At 31.1% G+C, this 20,935-nt stretch carries 17 protein-coding genes; 7 read left to right on the top strand and 10 right to left on the bottom strand.

Translation table 11 applies throughout. The features are described from left to right. The first annotated feature begins 130 nt into the window (after positions 1-130). The 6 genes from CBR30_00975 to CBR30_00950 all read left to right on the top strand — a co-directional run bounded on the left by CBR30_00975 (position 131) and on the right by CBR30_00950 (position 6,520). The gene (locus CBR30_00975; GenBank protein ID PMQ02259.1) at positions 131-823 is read left to right on the top strand and encodes a hypothetical protein; all 693 of its coding nucleotides are present in this window, start codon (positions 131-133) and stop codon (positions 821-823) included. Between the two features lie 114 nt (positions 824-937). Further along, positions 938-2,239, top strand: a complete 1,302-nt coding sequence (locus CBR30_00970; GenBank protein PMQ02258.1) for an ABC transporter substrate-binding protein — start codon at positions 938-940, stop codon at positions 2,237-2,239. 162 nt (positions 2,240-2,401) lie between these two features. After that, positions 2,402-3,202, top strand: a complete 801-nt coding sequence (locus CBR30_00965) for an ABC transporter permease (GenBank protein ID PMQ02540.1) — start codon at positions 2,402-2,404, stop codon at positions 3,200-3,202. Continuing rightward, a complete protein-coding gene (locus tag CBR30_00960; GenBank protein PMQ02257.1) occupies positions 3,183-4,040 on the top strand; it encodes a sugar ABC transporter permease in 858 nt (285 codons plus the stop codon). Before CBR30_00965 ends, CBR30_00960 begins: the two co-directional genes overlap by 20 nt. Positions 4,041-4,051: 11 nt before the next feature. Continuing rightward, positions 4,052-4,801 carry a DNA-binding response regulator gene (locus tag CBR30_00955; GenBank protein ID PMQ02256.1) on the top strand — a complete coding sequence of 250 codons (750 nt, stop codon included), beginning with the start codon at positions 4,052-4,054 and terminating at the stop codon, positions 4,799-4,801. Further along, positions 4,802-6,520, top strand: a complete 1,719-nt coding sequence (locus CBR30_00950; GenBank protein PMQ02255.1) for a histidine kinase — start codon at positions 4,802-4,804, stop codon at positions 6,518-6,520. Here the strand turns inward: CBR30_00950 and hflX are convergent. The 9 genes from hflX to CBR30_00905 are packed head-to-tail and all read right to left on the bottom strand — an operon-like array spanning position 6,517 to position 17,962. Continuing rightward, entirely contained in the window at positions 6,517-7,764 is a 1,248-nt protein-coding gene (gene hflX / locus CBR30_00945) for a GTPase HflX (GenBank protein ID PMQ02254.1), read from the bottom strand. The genes CBR30_00950 and hflX overlap by 4 nt on opposite strands. Beyond that, on the bottom strand, positions 7,728-8,933 hold the full coding sequence (locus CBR30_00940) for an LL-diaminopimelate aminotransferase (GenBank protein PMQ02253.1): 1,206 nt from the start codon (positions 8,931-8,933) through the stop codon (positions 7,728-7,730). The genes hflX and CBR30_00940 overlap by 37 nt, the downstream gene beginning before the upstream one ends. Before the next feature lie 19 nt (positions 8,934-8,952). Further along, positions 8,953-9,906 (bottom strand): tRNA (adenosine(37)-N6)-dimethylallyltransferase MiaA, encoded by a 954-nt coding sequence (locus CBR30_00935; GenBank protein ID PMQ02252.1) that lies wholly within the window; start codon positions 9,904-9,906, stop codon positions 8,953-8,955. Further along, entirely contained in the window at positions 9,903-11,609 is a 1,707-nt protein-coding gene (locus CBR30_00930; GenBank protein PMQ02251.1) for a DNA mismatch repair protein MutL, read from the bottom strand. Before CBR30_00930 ends, CBR30_00935 begins: the two co-directional genes overlap by 4 nt. Then, positions 11,602-14,169 (bottom strand): DNA mismatch repair protein MutS, encoded by a 2,568-nt coding sequence (locus tag CBR30_00925; GenBank protein ID PMQ02250.1) that lies wholly within the window; start codon positions 14,167-14,169, stop codon positions 11,602-11,604. Before CBR30_00925 ends, CBR30_00930 begins: the two co-directional genes overlap by 8 nt. 1 nt (position 14,170) lies before the next feature. After that, positions 14,171-15,493 carry a tRNA (N6-isopentenyl adenosine(37)-C2)-methylthiotransferase MiaB gene (gene miaB / locus CBR30_00920; protein PMQ02249.1) on the bottom strand — a complete coding sequence of 441 codons (1,323 nt, stop codon included), beginning with the start codon at positions 15,491-15,493 and terminating at the stop codon, positions 14,171-14,173. Then, positions 15,486-16,916: an ethanolamine utilization protein gene (locus CBR30_00915; protein ID PMQ02248.1), complete on the bottom strand. Its 1,431-nt coding sequence runs from the start codon at positions 16,914-16,916 to the stop codon at positions 15,486-15,488. Before CBR30_00915 ends, miaB begins: the two co-directional genes overlap by 8 nt. Then, positions 16,917-17,597 (bottom strand): hypothetical protein, encoded by a 681-nt coding sequence (locus CBR30_00910; protein ID PMQ02247.1) that lies wholly within the window; start codon positions 17,595-17,597, stop codon positions 16,917-16,919. Then, on the bottom strand, positions 17,573-17,962 hold the full coding sequence (locus CBR30_00905) for a transcriptional repressor (protein PMQ02246.1): 390 nt from the start codon (positions 17,960-17,962) through the stop codon (positions 17,573-17,575). The genes CBR30_00910 and CBR30_00905 overlap by 25 nt, the downstream gene beginning before the upstream one ends. Positions 17,963-18,032: 70 nt before the next feature. On the opposite strand from CBR30_00905, the gene CBR30_00900 reads away from it, so the two are divergent. Beyond that, positions 18,033-19,529 carry an amidohydrolase gene (locus CBR30_00900; protein PMQ02245.1) on the top strand — a complete coding sequence of 499 codons (1,497 nt, stop codon included), beginning with the start codon at positions 18,033-18,035 and terminating at the stop codon, positions 19,527-19,529. Here the strand turns inward: CBR30_00900 and CBR30_00895 are convergent. Beyond that, positions 19,526-20,935, bottom strand: a complete 1,410-nt coding sequence (locus CBR30_00895) for an FAD-dependent oxidoreductase (GenBank protein ID PMQ02244.1) — start codon at positions 20,933-20,935, stop codon at positions 19,526-19,528. The genes CBR30_00900 and CBR30_00895 overlap by 4 nt on opposite strands.

Below are 20,935 nucleotides of genomic sequence, written 5' to 3'. Positions count from 1 at the left end.
TTATACCACAATGTTAGAAAAATTATAACTATTAAGTTAATTTTAACTTAACATAATAACTTAACATAATAAACATTATCGGAAGTTGAAAAGTGGAAAAATTTATTTCAAAAAATGTTATAATTAAAATATGCAAGTTTATATTGGCACTTCTGGATGGAGTTACTTTTGGAATCCGAAGAAAAATCTTCAATGGTATGTTGATAACACACCTTTTAATGCCGTTGAGGTGAATTCAACGTTTTATCGCTTTCCTTTTGAAAGTTATATAAAATCTTGGTCAAAATTTGGAGATAGATTAAGATTTGTTATAAAAGTTCATAGATCCATCACTCATATACATAAGTTAAATGAACAAGCAAAGGGAGATTGGCAAAAATTTAAAGGTTATTTTGAACCATTAGATAATTTTATTGACTTTTATTTATTTCAAATGCCTCCAAGCTTTAGGTCAGAAAATCTTGATAGGGTTATTGACTTTGCAAAGTTCACTTCATTAGGAGAAAGATTTGCTTTTGAACCAAGGGATAAAGATTGGTTCAAAGAAGAAATATATGAAAAACTAAGAGAAAATAAAATAACCTTTGTTTCTGTAAATGCCCCTACCCTTCCAGATGATTTAATTTTAACCACCTCTTCTTTATATGTAAGATTCCATGGAAAAGAAAAGTGGTATTCGTATGTTTACTCAGAAGAAGAGCTTAAGGAATATGTCAATAAAATAAAGAAAATTTCCCCTCAAAAAGTATACATATTTTTTAATAATGATACAGGAATGCTACCAAACGGAAAACTTATGGTTGAATTATTTTCAAAATTATAATGATTAAAAAGTAAAATTTTGATACCTTTTGTAAAATTCAAATCCTTTCTCCTCTTCCACTCTTAATATAAGCTATAAATAGGAGCCTAAAAAATAGAGAGAGGAGGAATTTTTATGTCTAAAAAATCAAAAAGAGCCTCTATTCTTTTCCTTTCCCTTATTATTTCTATTTTGATATTTTTCAATGGTAACGCAGTAGCAAAAGAACAGGTAAATCTGAGGTTTATGTGGTGGGGAGGCGAAGCAAGACATAAAGCTACATTATCTGCTATTGATGCATATATGAAGAAATATCCTTATGTAAAAATAACTGCAGAATATGGAGGAGTAACTGGATATTTGCAAAAATTAATAACTCAACTTGTTGGTAAAACAGCACCTGATGTGGTTCAAATTGATGTTACTTGGCTCGGCGAATTGTTTGCCCAGGGAGACTTCTTTGTTGATTTAAAGACTGTTAAGGGATTAAACATTAAAGCTTTTGATCAAAACTTTTTAAATAATTGGTGTTATGTAGGAGATAAATTAGTAGGACTTCCAACAGGTGTTAACTGCTCAGTTTTACAGTATAACAGAGATTTCTTCAAAAAATTTGGAATAAATGAAAATACAGTTTGGACTTGGGATAATCTATTAGAAACTGCAGAAAAAGTTCATAAGATGGATAAAAACTATTATTTACTAAACTTTGATCCTACAGTCTGTTACTACATGCTAAAAGCTTATATTTTACAAAAAACCGGTGGTAATTGGATAAATGATGACTATACTTTAGGATTTGATAAGAATATTCTAACAGAAGCTTTCGAATATATGGACAAACTATTTAAAGTTGGAGGTATTCAACCTTTTGAGGAAAGTGCTCCTTTTCATGGTAAACCAGAACAAAATCCAAAGTGGATAAAAGGAGAACTTGGAATATTGTGGAATTGGGCATCAACCTATCCTGCAAATAAGGCAGTTGTTCCAAGCTTATCCTTAACTCTTCCACCAGTTCATAAGAATGCAAAAAGTACTGCTATAGTAGTAAGACCTTCCCAATTATTTGCAGTTTATAAGTATTCTAAATATGTAAATGAAGCTGTTAAGTTTATTAATTGGCTACTAAATGATAGGGAGGCTGCATTAATATTAGGAGATGTGAGAGGAATACCTGCAAGTTCTTTAGCAAGATATGCCCTTTCAAAGGAAAATAAGATTGACCCCGTTTTATCAAAGGTTACTAATGAAGCCATGAAAAGAGCTGCAAAGCCGGAAAATGCTATTTCTCAAAACCAAGAGATTGAGAAAATTTCTACTGATGTGATTCAAGAATTAGGATATAGACAGCTTACTCCTGCACAGGCAGCTGAAAAATTAATAACCCTATATGAGCAAAGACTTGCTGAAATAAAGAGACTACAATCCACAAAATAATTGAAAATTAATTAAAAGGGAGCTACATAAGTAGCTCCCCTCTTATTTAAAACTTGGAGGTGAATAAATTTGAAAAAATATAATAAAAAACAATTGATTGGTCTTTTATATGTATTACCTTGGATAATTGGTTTTTTAATATTCAAACTATATCCATTTATAATGTCATTTGTTTATTCTTTTTCTGATTTTAGTATGATACGTCCCCCAAGATTTAATGGTCTATATAATTTCATCTATATTTTTACTAAGGATGAACTGTTTATTAAATCACTTCTAAATTCTTTAAAGTATGTTGTTATAACTGTACCTTTAAAATTAGCTTTTGCTTTTTTTGTTGCACTTATTTTAAATTCGAAACTTAAAGGAATAAGCATGTATAGAACAATTTATTATTTACCATCTATTTTTGCAGGAAGCGTAGCTGTCTCTTTCATATGGAGGTTTTTATTCATGAAAGATGGAGTTATTAATAACATTCTAAAATTTTTTGGTTTAGGACCAATAAGTTGGCTTGGAGATCCAAAAATTGCATTATTTACAGTTAGTTTATTAGCAGTATGGCAATTTGGCTCCTCTATGGTACTATTTTTAGCAAGACTCAAAGAGATTCCTTCCGAATTGATTGATTCAGCATTAGTTGATGGAGCATCAAGGTTTAAAATTTTTACAAAGATAACTTTACCAATGGTATCTCCTATTCTTTTTTTTAATTTAGTGATGCAGAGTATTAATGCATTCCAAGAATTTACAGGACCTTTTATTATTACAGGAGGAGGACCTGTAAATTCAACATATCTACTAAGTATGCATATATATGACAATGCCTTTAGATACTTTAGAATGGGATATGCCTCTGCCCTATCATGGATCCAATTTATTGTTATACTTATTTTTACCGCTTTAATTTTTAAATCATCCCAGTATTGGACATACTATGAATATGAAGAGGGAGGATTTTAGAATGAAGAAAAAAATTATTTTATTTTTAAAATATTTCTTTATAACAACATTTGGCTTTTTAATGATTTATCCTTTACTATGGGTATTTTCTGCTTCTTTTAAGCCAAACAGAGAGATTTTTACATCTTTTAGCTTAATTCCTCATGAAATTGTAACTGACTCTTATATTAAAGGATGGCAAGGGACTGGTCAGTATACATTTGGTAGATTTATGTTGAACTCATTTATTCTGGTCATTCCTACTGTTTTATTTACTATAATTTCATCTACCTTTGTTGCATATGGATTCTCACGATTTAACTTTCCATTGAAAAATGTAATGTTTGGTGTTTTAATTGCTACTTTAATGTTACCTGATGTTGTAAATTTGGTTCCAAGATATATACTTTTCAATTCTTTCGGATGGTTAAATAGTTATAAACCCTTTATTATACCATCCCTTTTTGCTGTAACACCCTTCTTTGTGTTTATGATGATCCAATTCATGAGAACACTTCCAAAAGAGGTTGAAGAGGCTGCAAAAATAGATGGATGTAACTCTTTACAAATATTATTAAGGATTATTGTACCTCTTTCTAAGACTGCTATTATATCAATGGCTATATTTCAATTTATATGGACATGGAATGATTTTCTAAATCCTCTTATTTATATTAACAGTGTAGACAAATATACAGTTTCTTTAGGTCTAAGAATGTGTATTGATAGTACTACAGAGGTAAATTGGAATCAAATTATGGCAATGACTGTCATTTCTTTGATTCCATGTACATTGATCTTTTTCTCTGCTCAAAAATACTTTGTTGAAGGTATAGCAACCACAGGTATTAAGGGATAAAATAATATTGTATGTACAGTTTAATAATAGTGGAAGATGAAAATGAAATAAGAGAAGGATTATGTAAATGTTTTCCTTGGGAAAAGCTTGGATTTAAAGTTGTAGGTCTCTTTGAAAATGGAAAACAGGCACTGGATTTTTTAATGAAAAATTCTGTAGATGTGGTTCTTTGCGATATTAAAATGCCTTTTATGTCTGGAATTGATTTGGCACATGTTATATATACCTATAAATTTCCTATGAAGGTTGTTTTTATTAGTGGTTATCAGGAATTTGAATATGCGCAAAAAGGTATGAAATACGGTGTAAGATATTATATAACAAAACCAGCAAGATACAATGAGATCATAGAAATATTTACAATTATTAAAAAAGAACTTGATAATGAAAGAACCAATAAATTAGAATATTCAAATTCCTTAGAAGAAAACAAACTAACAGATTTGAATAATGTAGATAAAGTGATTGGTATCGTAAAAGAATATGTTGAGCATAATTATAAAGAAGCTACTTTAGAGTCCGCTGCCAAATTAGTTTATATGAACCCATATTACCTAAGTAGATTATTCAAACAAAAAACAGGAAGAACTTTTTCCGATTACTTAACGGAAATCAGGATGAAGAAGGCTATGGAGCTTTTGAAAATACCAATATATAGAATATATGAGATAGGAGAAATGGTAGGATATAAAAATCCAAAAAACTTTACAAGAGCTTTTAAGAAATATTTTGGAAATCGCCAAGTGGATTTTCACATTTAAATGAAAGTACAAAGAAGTAAGATATTTTTAAAAAATTTTGCCTTAATATCTATTTTGCCAGTTGTTATTATCATTGTTTTTGGGTTTTTGTCTTATGTTTTGATTGAACAATATATTAAAAACGAGATCAATAAGAATGCTTTGACTCTTCTTTCTCAAAATAAAAATAACCTGGAGCTTATACTAAACGAAGTTGATTATTTATATATGATATTTGGGATTAACAAAGATACTGCATTAAGACTAAGAAGGATCCTAAATGCTAACATATATAAGTTGGAAGATGTGTTAGAGCTTGAGAGCATAAAAAGTATATTAAACTCAATTTCCTATTCAAAACCCTATATATATTCTATTTATGTATATTTCGAGAATTCTAACCAAAACTTTATAGTTACACCTGATGGGATTACTAAAGTTGATAATTACTTTGATAAAGATTGGTTTAAGAATTTTAAAAATAATAAAAGTGAGTTAATTTGGATAGAAAGAAGAAGAATCAACCCATATAATTTCTTAGAAAATCCAATTGAGGTTTTAACATTATATAGAAAAATAAAGCCCGCATTTTCAAAAGTAGATGAAGGTGTTATTGTGGTTAACCTGTATTTGAACTATATAAAAAATCTGCTTAATTTATCTACTTTTTTTCCGGAACAAGTGATTTTTGTGTTAGATGAAAACAAAAATATTCTATGCTCAAATTTAGATGAGGATGAAAAGGATCTTTATTCAAAGTATGTGAAAGAGAATAAAAACTATTTGATAACTGAACTAAAATCTGACGCTTACAATATAAGCTATCTTTCAATAATTCCCAATAAATATCTTTATAATGTCCCTTTAAAACTATTGAAGTTAATTTCAATTTTACTATTAGTATTTCTAATTGTTGCACTTTTTACCTCATATGTAATAGCAAAGATAAATTATGGAAGTATAAAGAAGATTATTGACATTATAAATTCAGCAACTTCAAATAAGTCATTACCTGATGTATCCTTAACTCCAAATGATGAGTATGGCTATATTATGTATAATATTGTGAGAAATTTTATAGAACAGCACTATTTAAAAACGAAATTGCAAGCATTAGAATTATTAGCTTTGCAGTCTCAAATGAATCCCCATTTTTTATTTAATACTTTGGAGCTTTTATATTTGAAGACCTTAGCCCTTACCGGGGAACCCAATGAGATAACGGAAATGATTGAAAATTTAGCGACCATCCTAAAATATTCTCTAAGTAATCCTAAAACCCTTATCTCAGTTAAAGAGGAGATAGAAAACACAAAATGTTATATAAATATAGCGAAAGCAAGATACAAAGATAAGTTTTATGTTAAGTGGCAATACAAAGAGAGTGTATTAGATAAGAAGATAATGAAGCTCCTTTTTCAGCCATTAATAGAGAATGCTATTTATCATGGAATTAAACCAAGTGAGAGAAAGTGTGGCATCAAAATAAAAATAATGGAGATTGATAATAACGCATTAAAAGTAGTAGTAATAGATAATGGTATTGGAATGAGTAGAGAAAAGCTTGAAGAAATTAATTTTAGACTTAATAGCAATAATGATTTTTCAGAACACATTGGATTAATTAATACTTATGAAAGATTAAGATTAATATATAATGATAACTTTTCTTTAAAAATTTGGAGCAAGCTTGGAATTGGTACAGTTATTACTATAAAAGTACCTTTGATCTCATCCTAAAAGACTCCAAATTTTTCTTCCCTTTTTATATATTTACTGCAATATTTTTTATATTCCTTAGGAACCCTTGCTATTACTTTAGCTTCTCTTTCGTTAAATTCCTGTTTCTCTATGTAGATCCTATTTGAATACTTCTGAAAGTCTATCCAGGAATCATAACTAATATTTAAAATATAGCGTCTTGTCCCTTTTAAAAGATTTTTTACTATCAAGTTTTTTAATTTATCAATACCAATATTTTTAAGTACAGATATGAAAACTCCTGGTCTAAAATCTAAAGACTTTTTAAGAAATGACAACTCCTCTTTTGATAGTAAATCAATTTTATTGTATGCTCTAATAATGGTTTTATTTTCTACTCCAATATCTTCAAGCAAACTTTCAACAACTTCCACTTGTTTTTCAAAGTTTGGATTAGATATATCTATTACATGTACAATTAAATCAACGTATACAACCTCTTCTAATGTTGCTCTAAAAGCAGTCATTAAAGGAGGTGGAAGATTTTTAATAAACCCTACCGTATCAATTACAAGAAACTCCCAATTATTTTCCAATCTTACTTTTCTTACAGTTGGATCTAATGTAGCAAAAAGTTTATTTTCTACTTTTACATTAGATTTTGTTAGAAGATTGAATAAGGATGACTTTCCAACATTTGTATATCCCACAAGAGCAACTTTATATATATCTTTTCTGTTTTTTCTTTGAATATCTCTTTCCTTTTTAACTTCCTCCAATTCTTTTTTCAAAAAATGGATTCTATCTCTTATTTTTCTCCTATCAATTTCAAGTTTAGTCTCTCCTGGACCTCTTGTACCAATTCCTCCTCCTAAACGGGAAAAGACCTCCCCCCTCCCTACAAGTCTTGGTAATAGATACTCGAGTTGAGCAAGTTCCACCTGTATTTTTCCTTCCTTTGTGTGGGCATGCTGTGCAAAAATATCTAAAATTAATGTGGTCCTGTCAACAATTTTGCATAGGATCTCCCTTTCTAAATTTCTAAGTTGCGTAGGAGTTAGGTCTTCATTAAATATAACTACGTCGCAATGTAATCTTAGAACTTTTTCAGAAAGTTCTTTTACCTTTCCCTCACTGATAAGATACGCAGGATTTATAGATCCCTTTCTATAAAAAACAATATCTTCAATTTTGGCTCCAGCTGTCTGTGAAAGTAATTTTAATTCTTCTAATCCCTCAAAATCATCTACTTTAGCAACAAGGATGGCTTTTTCGATCTCCAATCGTCCCTCCTTAAGAAGTTTCTAATTCTCTCTAAAGCTGTTACTAATCTATCTTCCTTTATTGTTGTTGAAATTCTAATATAACCTTCCCCATAATCTCCATATCCAATACCTGGTACTACTAAAACTCCTACTTCCTCAAGAAGTAATGCGGAGAAATCAGTAGAAGTGAAGCCCTCGGGAACAGGTACCCACACATAGAAAGTTCCTTTAGGTGGGATTATAGGAACTCCCAGATCTTCAAAAGCAGAAAGAACCATATCCCTTCTCTTTTGATAAATCTTGCAACTTTCCTTAGGAAAATCTCTTAATTCATTTAGAGCTTTAATCCCTGCATATTGAATAGCCTGGAAAACTCCAGAATCTACATTGGTCTTTACTATTGATAATATAGATATTAAATCTGCATTTCCTACTGCATAACCAATCCTCCAACCCGTCATATTAAATGTTTTTGATAAGGAGCCAAATTCAACTGCAATATCCTTTGCCCCTTTTACTTGTAAAATGCTTGGTGCAACAAAACCATCAAAGGTTATCTCTGAATAGGCATTGTCATAAAATATAATGAGATCATTTTCTTTTGCAAAAGCTACTGCAGTTTCTAAATCTTTTAAGTCCATCACTGCGCCCGTTGGATTACTTGGATAATTTAGAAACATTGCTTTTGCTTTTTTAACAATCTCGCTATCTAAATCTTCCCATTTTGGAAGAAATCTATTCTCTGCCTTCAATGGTATGGAATAAGGAATACCACCAGATAGAATTGTAGCAATTTTATAAACAGGATATCCAGGATCAGGGCAAAGTACAATATCTCCCTCGTCAACTACTCCCCACAACATATGTACTAAGCCTTCTTTTGATCCAATCAACGATAAAACTTCTTTCTTAGGATCCAAATCTACATCAAATCTATATTTATACCAATCCGCTACAGCTTTTCTGTATTCATATAAGCCCTCATAAGAAGGATATCTATGATTTTCTGGCTTTAGAGCTTCTTCGCAAAGTTTTTCTACAACAGGAAGAGGAGTTGGGTTATCTGGGTCTCCTATTCCTAAACTTATAACATCAATTCCTTTTTGGATTGCAGATTCTTTTAATTGATCAATTCTTGCAAAAAGATATGGTGGTAAGTTCTCAATTCTTTTTGCTTTTTTAAACATTTAATAACACCGCCTTTCTTCAAAATTTATAGTAGTCAAATCCTTTTTCCTTCCATTCTTTTATGATTATATCATACACCATATTAACTAATTCATTCTCATCATGTTTAGAGACGTCTATCCAATGTATTTCGCTATCCTTTTTAAACCATGTGAATTGTCTCTTTACAAAAAGTTTTGTTCTTTTTACTATCTCTGCCTTAGCTTCTTCAAGAGTGTAGATTCCTTTTAAGTATTTTAATATTTCTTTGTAACCTATGCCTTGCATTGAGACAAAATTTTCGTCAATACCTCTCTCCCACAAACTCCTTACTTCTTCAACTAAACCCGAATCTATCATTTTTTCTATTCTTTCCTCCAAAATCTTATAGTGTAGCTCCTTTGGCATAAAAAGACCTATTTTTACTGCCAAATATTTCTCATTTTCTGAACCTGCTAATTCACTTATTGTTTTTCCTGTTTTTAGATATACTTCAAGAGCCCTTATTATCCTTTTGTGATCATGAGGATGAATTTTTCTTCCTGCTATAGGATCTATTTCCATGAGTTTTTTATGTAATACTTCTTCTCCCTCTTTCTCAATAATTTCTCTCAATTTTTTTCTCAATTCGAAATCTGGAGGTATATTAGGAAGAGAAAAATGTCCAAAAAGCACTTTAAAGTATAAGGCTGTACCACCTACAAGAAGGGGTATTTTTCTTCTTGAAAAAATATCCTCTATAGTTTTTTCTGCAATACTTTTAAATTCAGCTACTGTAAAGGGATATTCTGGAGGAACAATGTCAATTAAGTGATGAGGTATCTTTTTTCTTTCTTCCTCTGTTGGCTTTGCGGTACCAATGTTCATGTCTTTATAAATTTGCATGGAGTCCACAGAAACTATTTCAGCTCTTAGCTTTGGAGCTAATTTAATGGATAATTTTGTCTTACCTACTCCTGTGGGACCTAATATTACAGCTATGGGAATTTTCATCGATGAAACTTTTTTTCTAATTCTTCTTTACTTATTTCCCAAATTATTGGTCTTCCATGAGGACAAGCAAGGGGTATTTTCTCTTCAACAATAGTTTTAATTAAAGCATAAATTTCTTCATCAATTAATATTTCACCGCTTCTAATTGCACTATGACAGGCTATAGTTTTTATTAATTTATCCTCCATCTCTTCCAAATTTTTCTCTCCCAAATCTTCTATTAATTCTCTAAAAAACATCTCAATGGAGTAATTGTCCAATTTAGAGATCTCTTTGGGAAGACTTATAATCCTTATATGATCTTTTCCGAATTCTTCCCAATAAAAGGCAAATTTTTCTAAAACTTCTTTCTTTTCTTCTAAGAGCTTTTTTTCCATCTGTGAGATTTTAATAATTAGTGGAAACAGGATTTCATTTCCTTTTATAGTGTTCTTTTGCTTTTTGAGATTCTCATATTGAATTCTCTCATGGGCTGCATGTTGATCCATGATCAATAATTTATCTTTATACTCCAAAATCAGGTAATTATTGAAGGCTTGACCAATAATTTTAATATCGTAATATGAATAAAATCTATGAGGCGTTTTTTCAACATATGTAGCTGATTCTTTAAGAGGAAGACTCAGACTTTCATATTTATTTGAGAAATCTAACTTTATTTCTTCCTTTTCCTCCTTAACTTCTTTACTTGGTAAAATAATTTTTCTTAAGTTTTCTTCGTATTTTTCTAAAGCATTTTGTATAGAGCTTGATATAAAGGACATTATTTTTGATTCATTATGGAATTTGACCTCTCTTTTTGTAGGATGAACATTTACGTCTACTTCTTCATATGGAACGAAAAGATTTATTATGGAGAAGGGATAGAAATCTTCTCTTAATCTATGTTTATATCCACTCTTTATGGCTTGTGATATTGAAATATTTCTAATTATTCTTCTGTTAAGAAATATAATATCTTGAGCTCTAACTGCAACAAGTTTGCCTGGTTTTGATATATATCCATAAATTTTATAATTTCCTTCCTCTTTTTCAAAAAATATTAAATTCTCCAAAACTTCTTTTCCAAATATTTCCAAAATAACATCTTCTACATTATTATTCCCTGAGGTAAATAACTTTTCTTTACCATCATCAAAAAACTGAAAAGATATTTCTGGATAAGCCAAAGAGATTCTTTCTATAAATTCCTGTATTAATCTTCCCTCTGTTAAGGGAGATTTAAGAAATTTCTTTCTTACTGGAACGTTATAGAATAGGTCATAAACCCTAATAGAAGTTCCTACTTTTCCTTCCCATGGTCTACTATCTTTTATTTCTCCCCCCTCAATTCTAAGATATACCCCAGGACTACTTTCTGTTTTTGTTCTAAGTTCCATTTTTGAAACACTTGCAATGCTTGAAAGAGCTTCCCCTCTAAAACCTAAGGTAGTTATATAATTTAAGTCCTCTTCAGTTTTTATCTTGCTTGTAGCAAAAGGTTTAATAGCAAGGATAGCATCATCCTCAGTCATTCCCTCACCATTGTCTGTAACAGCAATTAACTCTTCTCCTGCAGAATTTACCTCTATTATTATCTTTTTTGCCTTTGCATCTATTGAATTTTCAACCAGTTCTTTTACTACAGAAACTGGTCTTTCTACAACTTCTCCTGCAGAAATCTTATTTCTTATATTTTCTGGTAAAATTTGAATCTTACCCATTGTTTTTCAGGATCTCTTTCCATTGATTTAGTTTTAAAAGGGCATCAAGAGGAGTAAGACTGTTTATGTCAAGCTCCTCTATTTCCTTTCTAATTTTCTCTATGGCGCTTTTATTCTCATAAAGACTAAAAAGTGGCAATTGCTCTATCTCTTTTTTACTTGCTTCCCTCTTCTTTTCTAATTGTCCCAAAATTTTATATGCTTTTTCAATAATTTCTGTGGGAAGTTCAGCAAGTTGAGCCACATAGATACCATAACTTTTATCTGCTGGCTTTTCTATAATCTTATGTAAAAAGATGACTTCTTTCCCCTTTTCCTGTACAAGAACACTTAAATTTTTTAATCCTTTTAGTTCATTTTCAAGTTCTGTAAGTTCATGATAGTGAGTAGCGAAAAGGGTCTTTGCTTTTATTTTATTATGAATATACTCCACGACAGCCCAAGCAATACTTATACCATCATAGGTACTTGTCCCTCTTCCTACTTCATCTAAAATTATTAGGCTTCTTTCTTTTGCATTCTTAATTATATTCCCTACTTCCTTCATTTCTACAAAGAAAGTGCTTTCTCCAGAAGATATGTCATCCCATGCTCCAATCCTCGTAAATATTCTGTCTACAACTCCTATTTTAGCTTCTTCTGCAGGTATAAATGAGCCCATTTGAGCCATAATAACAATTAGAGCGGTTTGTCTTATGTATGTTGATTTTCCTGCCATGTTTGGTCCAGTTATCAAATTAATAAATTTATCTTTTGTTAAGTAAGTATCATTTGGTACAAAGGCACCAGGCGGTAACATTCTTTCAATAACTGGATGTCTTCCCTTTTTAATTATAATGTCATAATCGTTAGTTATTTGAGGACATATATATTCATATTCTAAGGCACATTTTGCTAATGAGATGTATACATCTATTTCCGCGACTATTTGTGCTAATTTCATAATATCATTCGAGTATTTAATAACCTCTTGTCTTATATTATTGAAAATCTCCTCCTCAAGTTTTTGTACATTTTCTTGAGCTCTTAAGATTTCATTCTCCAACTCCTTTAGTTCAGGAGTTATAAATCTTTCAGCATTCGTCAAGGTTTGTTTTCTTATATAATAATCAGGGACTAAATTTAAGTTTGGCTTTGTGACTTCAATATAATAACCAAAGACTTGGTTATAACCTATTTTAAGGGACTTTATTCCTGTTTTAATTCTTTCTCTATTTTCCAGATCTATGAGCCATTTCTGACTATTTTTCAATATTTCTCTAATCTCATCAAGCTCTTTAGAGAATCCATCTTTAATATATCCCCCTTCTTTTAATGTAGAGGGTGGTGAATCTACAATAGCTTTATCTAATAATTCATATAGAAATTCTAAATTAGGAAGCTCATTTTTCATTTCAACTAATCTTTTAGATTCTAATTTTTCCATGAGTTTTCTTATGGGAGATAGATAGGATAAAGCTTGCTTTAATGAAATCAATTCTTTCGGTGATGCGGTATTATAATTAATCCTTGAATTAAGTCTTTCTAAATCAGGGAAGGATTCTAATAGATTTTCAAACTCTCTTCTCAAACTCTCTTTTTCTATAAATTCCTTTATTGCGGATTGTCTATCTTTAATGAGAGATATATTTAATAATGGTTGAAGGATCCATTTCTTTAAAAGTCTTGATCCCATTGAGGTTTTTGTTTTGTCCAAAACCCATAGCAAACTTCCCTTTCTTTGTCCTTCTCTTACAGTTTCTAAAAGCTCCAAATGTTTTATGGCTGTGCTATCTAATATTAGGTACTGTTGGGGTTGATAATATGTAACTTTTTTTATATGGGTTGGTATTATAAACATAACATCTTTTACGTAATTTAAAACTGCATACGTTGCTTTTAAAGCCAATTCATAATCAAAGTCAATTTCTATATTATTCTCTGGTGCATTTGTAAAATACTCCTCAGAAATTAAAACAATCTTAGGATCAAGGCTTTTTTTAATCTCTTCTAAAAATTGGTAATGATATTCTGAAAAATCTATATTTAATATAATTTCTTTAGGTTTTAATCTAATTAGCTCTGAAAGTATAATTTCTTCTGCATCATTTCCAATCCATTGAGTTGAGATAAATTCTCCTGTAGATATATCTATACTGGAAAGACCAATATTATTTGAACTCTTACTATATAAGCATGATAGATAATTGTTAGTTTTCTCATCTAAAATGGTCTCTTCTAAGACTGTTCCTGGAGTTATAATTCTAACGACTTCTCTCTTTACAAGACCTTTGGCTTTTGATGGGTCTTCCATTTGCTCACATATTGCCACCTTATACTTTTTGTTTACCAATTTTGCCAAATAGCTGTCTACTGCATGGTATGGAACTCCAGCCATTGGAATTCTCTGTCCTTTTCCTATCTCTTTAGAAGTTAATGTAATATCTAATTCTTGTGCAACAATTTTGGCATCTTCTTCAAAGGCTTCATAAAAATCGCCTAATCTAAAAAGTAATATAGAGTCTGGAAATTTGCTCTTTATAGATTTATATTGCCTATAAAGAGGAGTCATGTTTTCCATCTTACATCAACTCCTCTATAACTTCTCCTTTTAACGACCAGAGTCCTGCCTTAGTTATTCTAACTTTAAAGAACTTTCCAATTTTATTTTTATCTCCTTTGAAGAATACTAATTTATACCCTTCACTTCTTCCCATCAATTCCTCTTTATTTTTCGGATTTATAGATTCTGCAAGAACAATTACGGAAGTTCCCACCATGCTTTGATTTTTCTCTAAAATTATTTTTCTTTGGAGATTCTCAATTTCTTCAAACCACTCCTTTTTCTTCTCTAAGGGTACGTAATCCTCAAATTTTTCTGCCAAAGTGCCTGGTCTTTTTGAGTAAATAGCAAGATTTACAGTATCAAACCTAAGTTCTTCTATAGCCTTTCTTGTTTTTAGGAAGTCTTCTTCCTCTTCTCCAGGAAATCCAACAATAATATCGGTAGAAAACGCTGCAGATGGAATAAATTCTCTTATAGTCTCTATAAGTTTTTTATACTGTTCATATGTGTAGCCTCTATTCATTCTTTGTAAGATTCGGTCTGATCCAGCTTGAAGTGGTATATGGAAATGCTTACAGACCTTATCTAACTCTGCAACTGTTTTTATTAGCTTTAAGCTCATATCTCTTGGATGAGAGGTTAAAAACCTAATCCTTTTTATTCCATCTATCTTGCTTAACTCTTGTAAGAGATCCGCTAAATCTACATTCCCAAGATCCTTTCCATAAGAATCTACATTTTGTCCTAATAATGTAATCTCAACAACTCCTTTATCTGCCAAGCTCTTTGCTTCTTCAACAATATCGTTTAAGGGTCTGCTTTTTTCCCTACCTCTAAGATATGGAACAATACAATAGGTGCAAAAATTATTGCAACCATAGATTATAGGGATCCAGGCTTGAAAAGAAGATTCTCTTCTTATCATGGACCATGGTATATCTTGAGGAATTGGTTCCTCTTCTACTGCAACCTGAGGTCTTTTATCTTCCTCTAATTTTTTAATAACATCAGGAAGTTTAGTATAGGCATAACTTCCAAGGATAAAATCTACATATGGGAATTGCTCAATAAATTCACCCTTTACTCTTTGCGCCATGCATCCAGCAATACCTATAATAACCTTCGGATTTTTCTTTTTAATTTTTTTAAGTTCTCCTAACTTTCCAATTACTTTTTCCTCTGCCTTTTTTCTAACAGAACATGTATTTAACAAAATAATATCCGCAGATTCTATGGAGTCTGCAGGTGTATGCCCCATAGATTCAAATACTCCTGCGTATTTCTCTGAATCTGACTTATTCATTTGACAACCATAAGTTAATATATAATACTTAGCCATTTTCCTCTCCTTCTATTCTTGGAAATGTTACTTTAACTCTAAACTTATCATCTAATATTATTATATCCAATTTCCCTTTTAGTTCCTCTTCTGTTAAAAGTTGTATTAATTGTAATCCTAAGCTTCCTTTTGTATCTGTACTTATGTTTGATAAATTTTCTCCTTTATTTACAACCTCTATTGTTACATAATCATTATTTACATCAATTTTCAAGATTATAGACACATTCTTATCCTTATTTAATCCATGCTTTACTGCATTTTGCAAAAGCTCATTTATTATCAAACTGGCGGATGTTGCGTACTTAGATGATAAAAATAAGTTTTTCCTTGTTTTAACAAAATGAAATTCGCAAGGAAGTTCTGCATAGGTTTGTTTAAATGCTTGCAAAAGTTTTTCCGCCACTTCAATTATATTCACTCTATCCTCTTCAAACCTTGATAAAGATTCATGAACTAAAGCAATACTGTTAATTCTATTTATGCTTTCCTGAATTATATATCGGGCTGGCTCAGAGTCTAATCTTCTCATTTGTAATCTTAAAAGACTTGCTATTGTCTGTAGATTATTTTTTACTCTATGATGTATCTCCTTTAACAATACAGATTTAAACCTTAGTTCCTTCTCTTTTTCTTTAATCTCTGTTATTTCTTTTATTATATAGTAATACCTCCAAGGATTTTTCCCATCCCTTGTTATTGGTAGAATTCTTTTATAAAAAATTCTTCTCTCCTCATCTACTTCCTCGTAAGTCTCTTCTCCATAGGCAGAAAGCGTTTTCCCTTTTTCCTCAACATATTTTTGAAAAAACTCATCTTTTATTTTCTTCCCCCAAATGTTTCCTATTTCTCCTAAACTTCTAAATAACCTCATACCAGGTAGATTTGAAAATAATATAATTCCATCTCTATCTAAAATCAAAATACTTTCCTGCTCCTTAATAGGCTCTACATATTCTTTCCATTGTAGCTCACCTTTTATTAGAGATCTGATTAACCAATAAGAAGATTCTTTGAAAGCCCTTACATTATATGGAAATTCATTATGAATTAATAAATTACGAATTATCTTTATTGCTCCTATAATTTTTGTTCTCTTTTTTAGTGCAATGATCTCTTCTTCTGCTGGAAAACCTCCTACCATAATTCCTGCCTTTTTAAAGGTACTCTTATTATTTTGAAATATCTCTCTTAATCCTTCGTCCTCTTCAAAATAGACAATTTTACCAATTTCTTGACGTATAGAAAGAGGTGGCACAACACGCGGTCTTGCTTCTGCTACTAATATACCTGCGGATATATCTACCGCTGGTTGATATAGGTAAATATCAGATGCAATTAAATCAGCAATTAGAGGTAGATAATTTATATAGTTTTTGAATTCTTCTACGAGAAATACGGTGTCTTTGGATGTTAACTCCATTTATTCGAATATAAAGTTGTTTCCTCCCTGTCTTCTTGCCTTTTCGAGATTAAGTCTTGCTCTATCTAAAAGGTCTAAAGGGGTCTCCATTTCAGGAGTTAAAGTAGCCCCTCCCATACTTATAGTGAAATGAATTTTTTCTTCTCTTCCATCCACAGATATAGTTAGAGGGGAAGATGTAAGCCTATTTCTAATTCTTTCTCCTACCTTAACAGCATTCTCTTTATCAATATCTGCTAAGATTACTCCAAATTCATCTCCACCAAAATAAGAGAGAACATCAGAGGTTCTCAAGCAGGAGGTTACAATTTGAGCGATCTCATAAAGTAATAGATCGCCAAATCTAAAACCTAAATTTAAGTTTATTTCTTTGAAATGGTCTATATCAAATACTAAGATTGATAAAGGCTTATTATTTCTTTTTGCCTTTTGGAAATCTTCAGTTAAATGATGCCTAAAATATATAGCGGAGACTAAATTGGTGGTAGGATCATAAATAAAGTCTTTATTTAGCAATGGATAATCTTTTGGTTTCCTAAAATATAGATAGTTCATTATACCCAATATTACAACACCTACTATAGAAAGCCAAAAGCTTTTGTAGAACAAAATAAAAAGTAATAACAAAGATAAAATTATAAAAATACTATTCTTACTCATTTTTGATTTCTCCTTTGGCATTCTGGACAAATACCATATATTATTACTTCATAAGAAATATCCTTAAAGTTACTTTTTGAACCAATTTCTAAAATCATCTTATCTAAATCATTATTTTCCCAATCGATAATCTTCCCACAAACTTTACATATTAAGTGGTGGTGTGGAGAAACATCTCCATCGTATCGTGCCACTGCATGGGTATCATAAAACTTTTTAGCCTTACCTTCCTTTGCCAAAAGCTCTAAAGTTCTGTATACGGTGCCCAAGCTTATCTTTGTGCCCATTTCCTGGGCTTTTTGGAATACCCACAAAGCATCTGGATGTTCCTTTGTATTTTTAATTATATCTAATATAACTTTTCTCTGTTTTGTTTCCCTGAACATCATTTTCTCCTTTCAAACATAGTTTAATTTAAATTTTTTGTCTTGTCAAAATTTATGATATAATTTTACCATGAAAAATAAATTATTAGTTATTGGAAATAATATTTATACTCAAAACAAGAATAAGGAAATAGTAAAGTGGGTCCTAATTGAGGGAAGTAAGATAGTAGATCTTGGATTACATGATCCTCCTATAAACGAAAATTTTGATATATTAGATTTTTCTCAATACTTTGGCTTACCAGGTTTTATAGATTCCCACGTACATCTTGCAAATTCAGCTATTACAGAAGTTTCTCTTGATCTAAGCAATTTTACATCGATTAAAGAAATAATAAAAGCTTTAGAGGCTATTAGAGATAGTTTACCAGAAAAAGAATGGATAATAGCAAAGGAGTTTGATTTTCAGAGAGTAATAGAAAATAGGAATATTACAATTGAGGAATTGGATAAACATTTTCCTTCTCATCCTGTAATAATTATTAGAAAGGACTCCCATTCAAGTATTATAAATAGCTTAGCTAAAAAACTTCTCGAAGTTGATACAGAAGGAGATAATATATTAATAGGAACAAATCATCAAATTGCTATTGGAAAAGTATATCAGAAAATTGATGTATCACTATTAGTACAAGGTATAATAAAGATAACAAAAAAGGCAGTTGAAAAAGGAATAACCACTATTCATGCCTTAGAAGGTGGTTATACTTCTCCTCCAAATACTCCCCAATTATTATTGGGGCTTCAACACTATTTACCAGTTCAAATAATTATCTATTACCAAACTACATCTATTTCTAAGGTTAAATCATTAAATCTTCCAAGAATTGGAGGCTGTTTACTTGTTGACGGTTCAGTAAGTAGTATGACTGCAGCCTTTTATGAACCTTATTTAATTGAGCCTACTACTGGAATCTTATACTGGGAAAGAGAAAATCTTGAGAACTTTATTCGTTCAGCCCATAATGAGGGACTTCAATTAGCTTTTCATGCAGTTGGTGAGAGAGGAATAGATCTTTTATTGAAAGCCTATCAAAAAGTTATTAATGAAAATCCGAGAGAACATAGACATAGAATTGAGCATTTTGAGTTTCCAAAAAAAGAACATATTAAATTGGCAAAGGAATTGGGAGTTGTTATATCAACTCAGCCAAGTTTTCTTCACTATTGGGGTGGAAAGGGGAAGCTTTATGAGAATTACTTAGGTGAAGAAAGGGCTCAAAGGGTAATGCCTCTGAAGTCCATATATTCAGAAGGAGTTAAATTATGTGGAGGTTCAGATAGTTCAATAACTCCTTTGGATCCTATTTTAGGAATCCACTCCGCATTAAATCATCCTAATGAAGCAGAATCTTTAGATATTAATTCCGCCATAGAGATGTTTACAATAAATGGGGCTTATGCTTCCTTCTCAGAGAAGGAAAAAGGAAGCATAGAAAAGGGAAAGTATGCGGATATTGTATTTCTCAATAAAGATCCTTTTAATACAAGTCCTAAGGATTTCTATTCTGAAATAAAAGTCGTTGCTGTAATATCAAAAGGTCAATTGGTCTATAAAAACATCTAAAAAGAAAATTGCGGTATAGGTAGGGACAATCTCTTTAAGATTTCTTGTCCAACTATTATGCCTGAGGCTGATGCTTGGGATAAGCCTCTTGTTATACCTGCACCGTCTCCTATTGCAAATAGATTCTTTATCTCTGTTTCCAGATTTGAATTAAGCTTTACTCTTGCAGAATAGAACTTTACTTCAACTCCATATAGGAGTGTATGCCTTGAATAAACACCAGGGGTTACCTTATCCAAAGCTTGCAACATCTCAATTATATTAACAAGATATCGATAAGGTAATACTAAGCTTAAATCTCCAGGTACTGCCTCCTTTAGAGTGGGTACAACCATGCCTTTTTGTATTCTATCCCAAGTGGATCTTCTTCCTGCCAATAAATCCCCTAACCTTTGCAATATTACACCATTACTAAGTAAGTTTGCTAAGCTTCCTATTGCTCTTCCATAAGAAATGGGATCTTTAAAAGGCTCTGTAAAGTTTTTAGATACTAATATTGCAAAGTTTGTGTTTTCAGTCTTTTTTTCTGCAAAACTGTGACCATTTACTGAAATTATACCCTCATTTTGTTCCATAACCACTTCTCCATATGGATTCATACAAAACGTTCTCACTTTATCATCAAAGGTCTTAGTATAGTAGATAAATTTTGCCTCATATAAATAGTCTGTTAGTTCCTTCATTACTAAAGCAGGAATTTCAACCCTCACTCCAATGTCTACTGGATTTATACTCCATGAAAGACCAATTCTCTTACCTTCTTCTCCAAACCACTTTGCCCCTTCCCTACCTGGTGCTACAACTACATAGTCACCATAATAAATTTTTCCATCTTCTAATTCAACTCCATAAACTTTACCATCATTAACAAGGAGTCTTGTTACTTGACTATTTAACAAGATATCAACTTTATCTTTTATATATTCATACATGTTTAGAAGAATAGGACCACAGTTTTCAGTCCCCAAATGCCTAATGGCATAATATACTAATCTAAGATCTGCAGAGACTGCTCTTCTTTGAAACTTTTCGAATATTACTGGATCAGGTTTAATGAGGGGCTGATTGGCACCAAATTTTGTATAAATACTGTCAACAATATCCAAAAGTTCTAAAAGTTTGTTTTCCCCAATATAATCTTTAAGCCAACCACCTATCTCCGTTGAAAAGGTTAATTTTCCATCGCTAAAAGCTCCTGCTCCTCCCCATCCAGAAACTAATGCGCATCTTGGACATAAAATACATCCTTTATTATTTGTCCTTGCTGGACAAATCCTCTTGTTTGTTAATTCACCCTTTTCAATGATTAAAATTTTAGGTAGATTTTTCTCTTTTGAGTTTACAAGAGTTAATGCAGTAAATATTCCTGCAGGTCCACCACCTACTATTATTACATCATATTTCAT

Source organism: Dictyoglomus sp. NZ13-RE01, from assembly GCA_002878375.1.
Lineage (GTDB): Bacteria > Dictyoglomota > Dictyoglomia > Dictyoglomales > Dictyoglomaceae > NZ13-RE01.
Note: the sequence above shows the minus strand (reverse complement) of the source record. Positions and strands in the feature narration are given on the sequence as shown.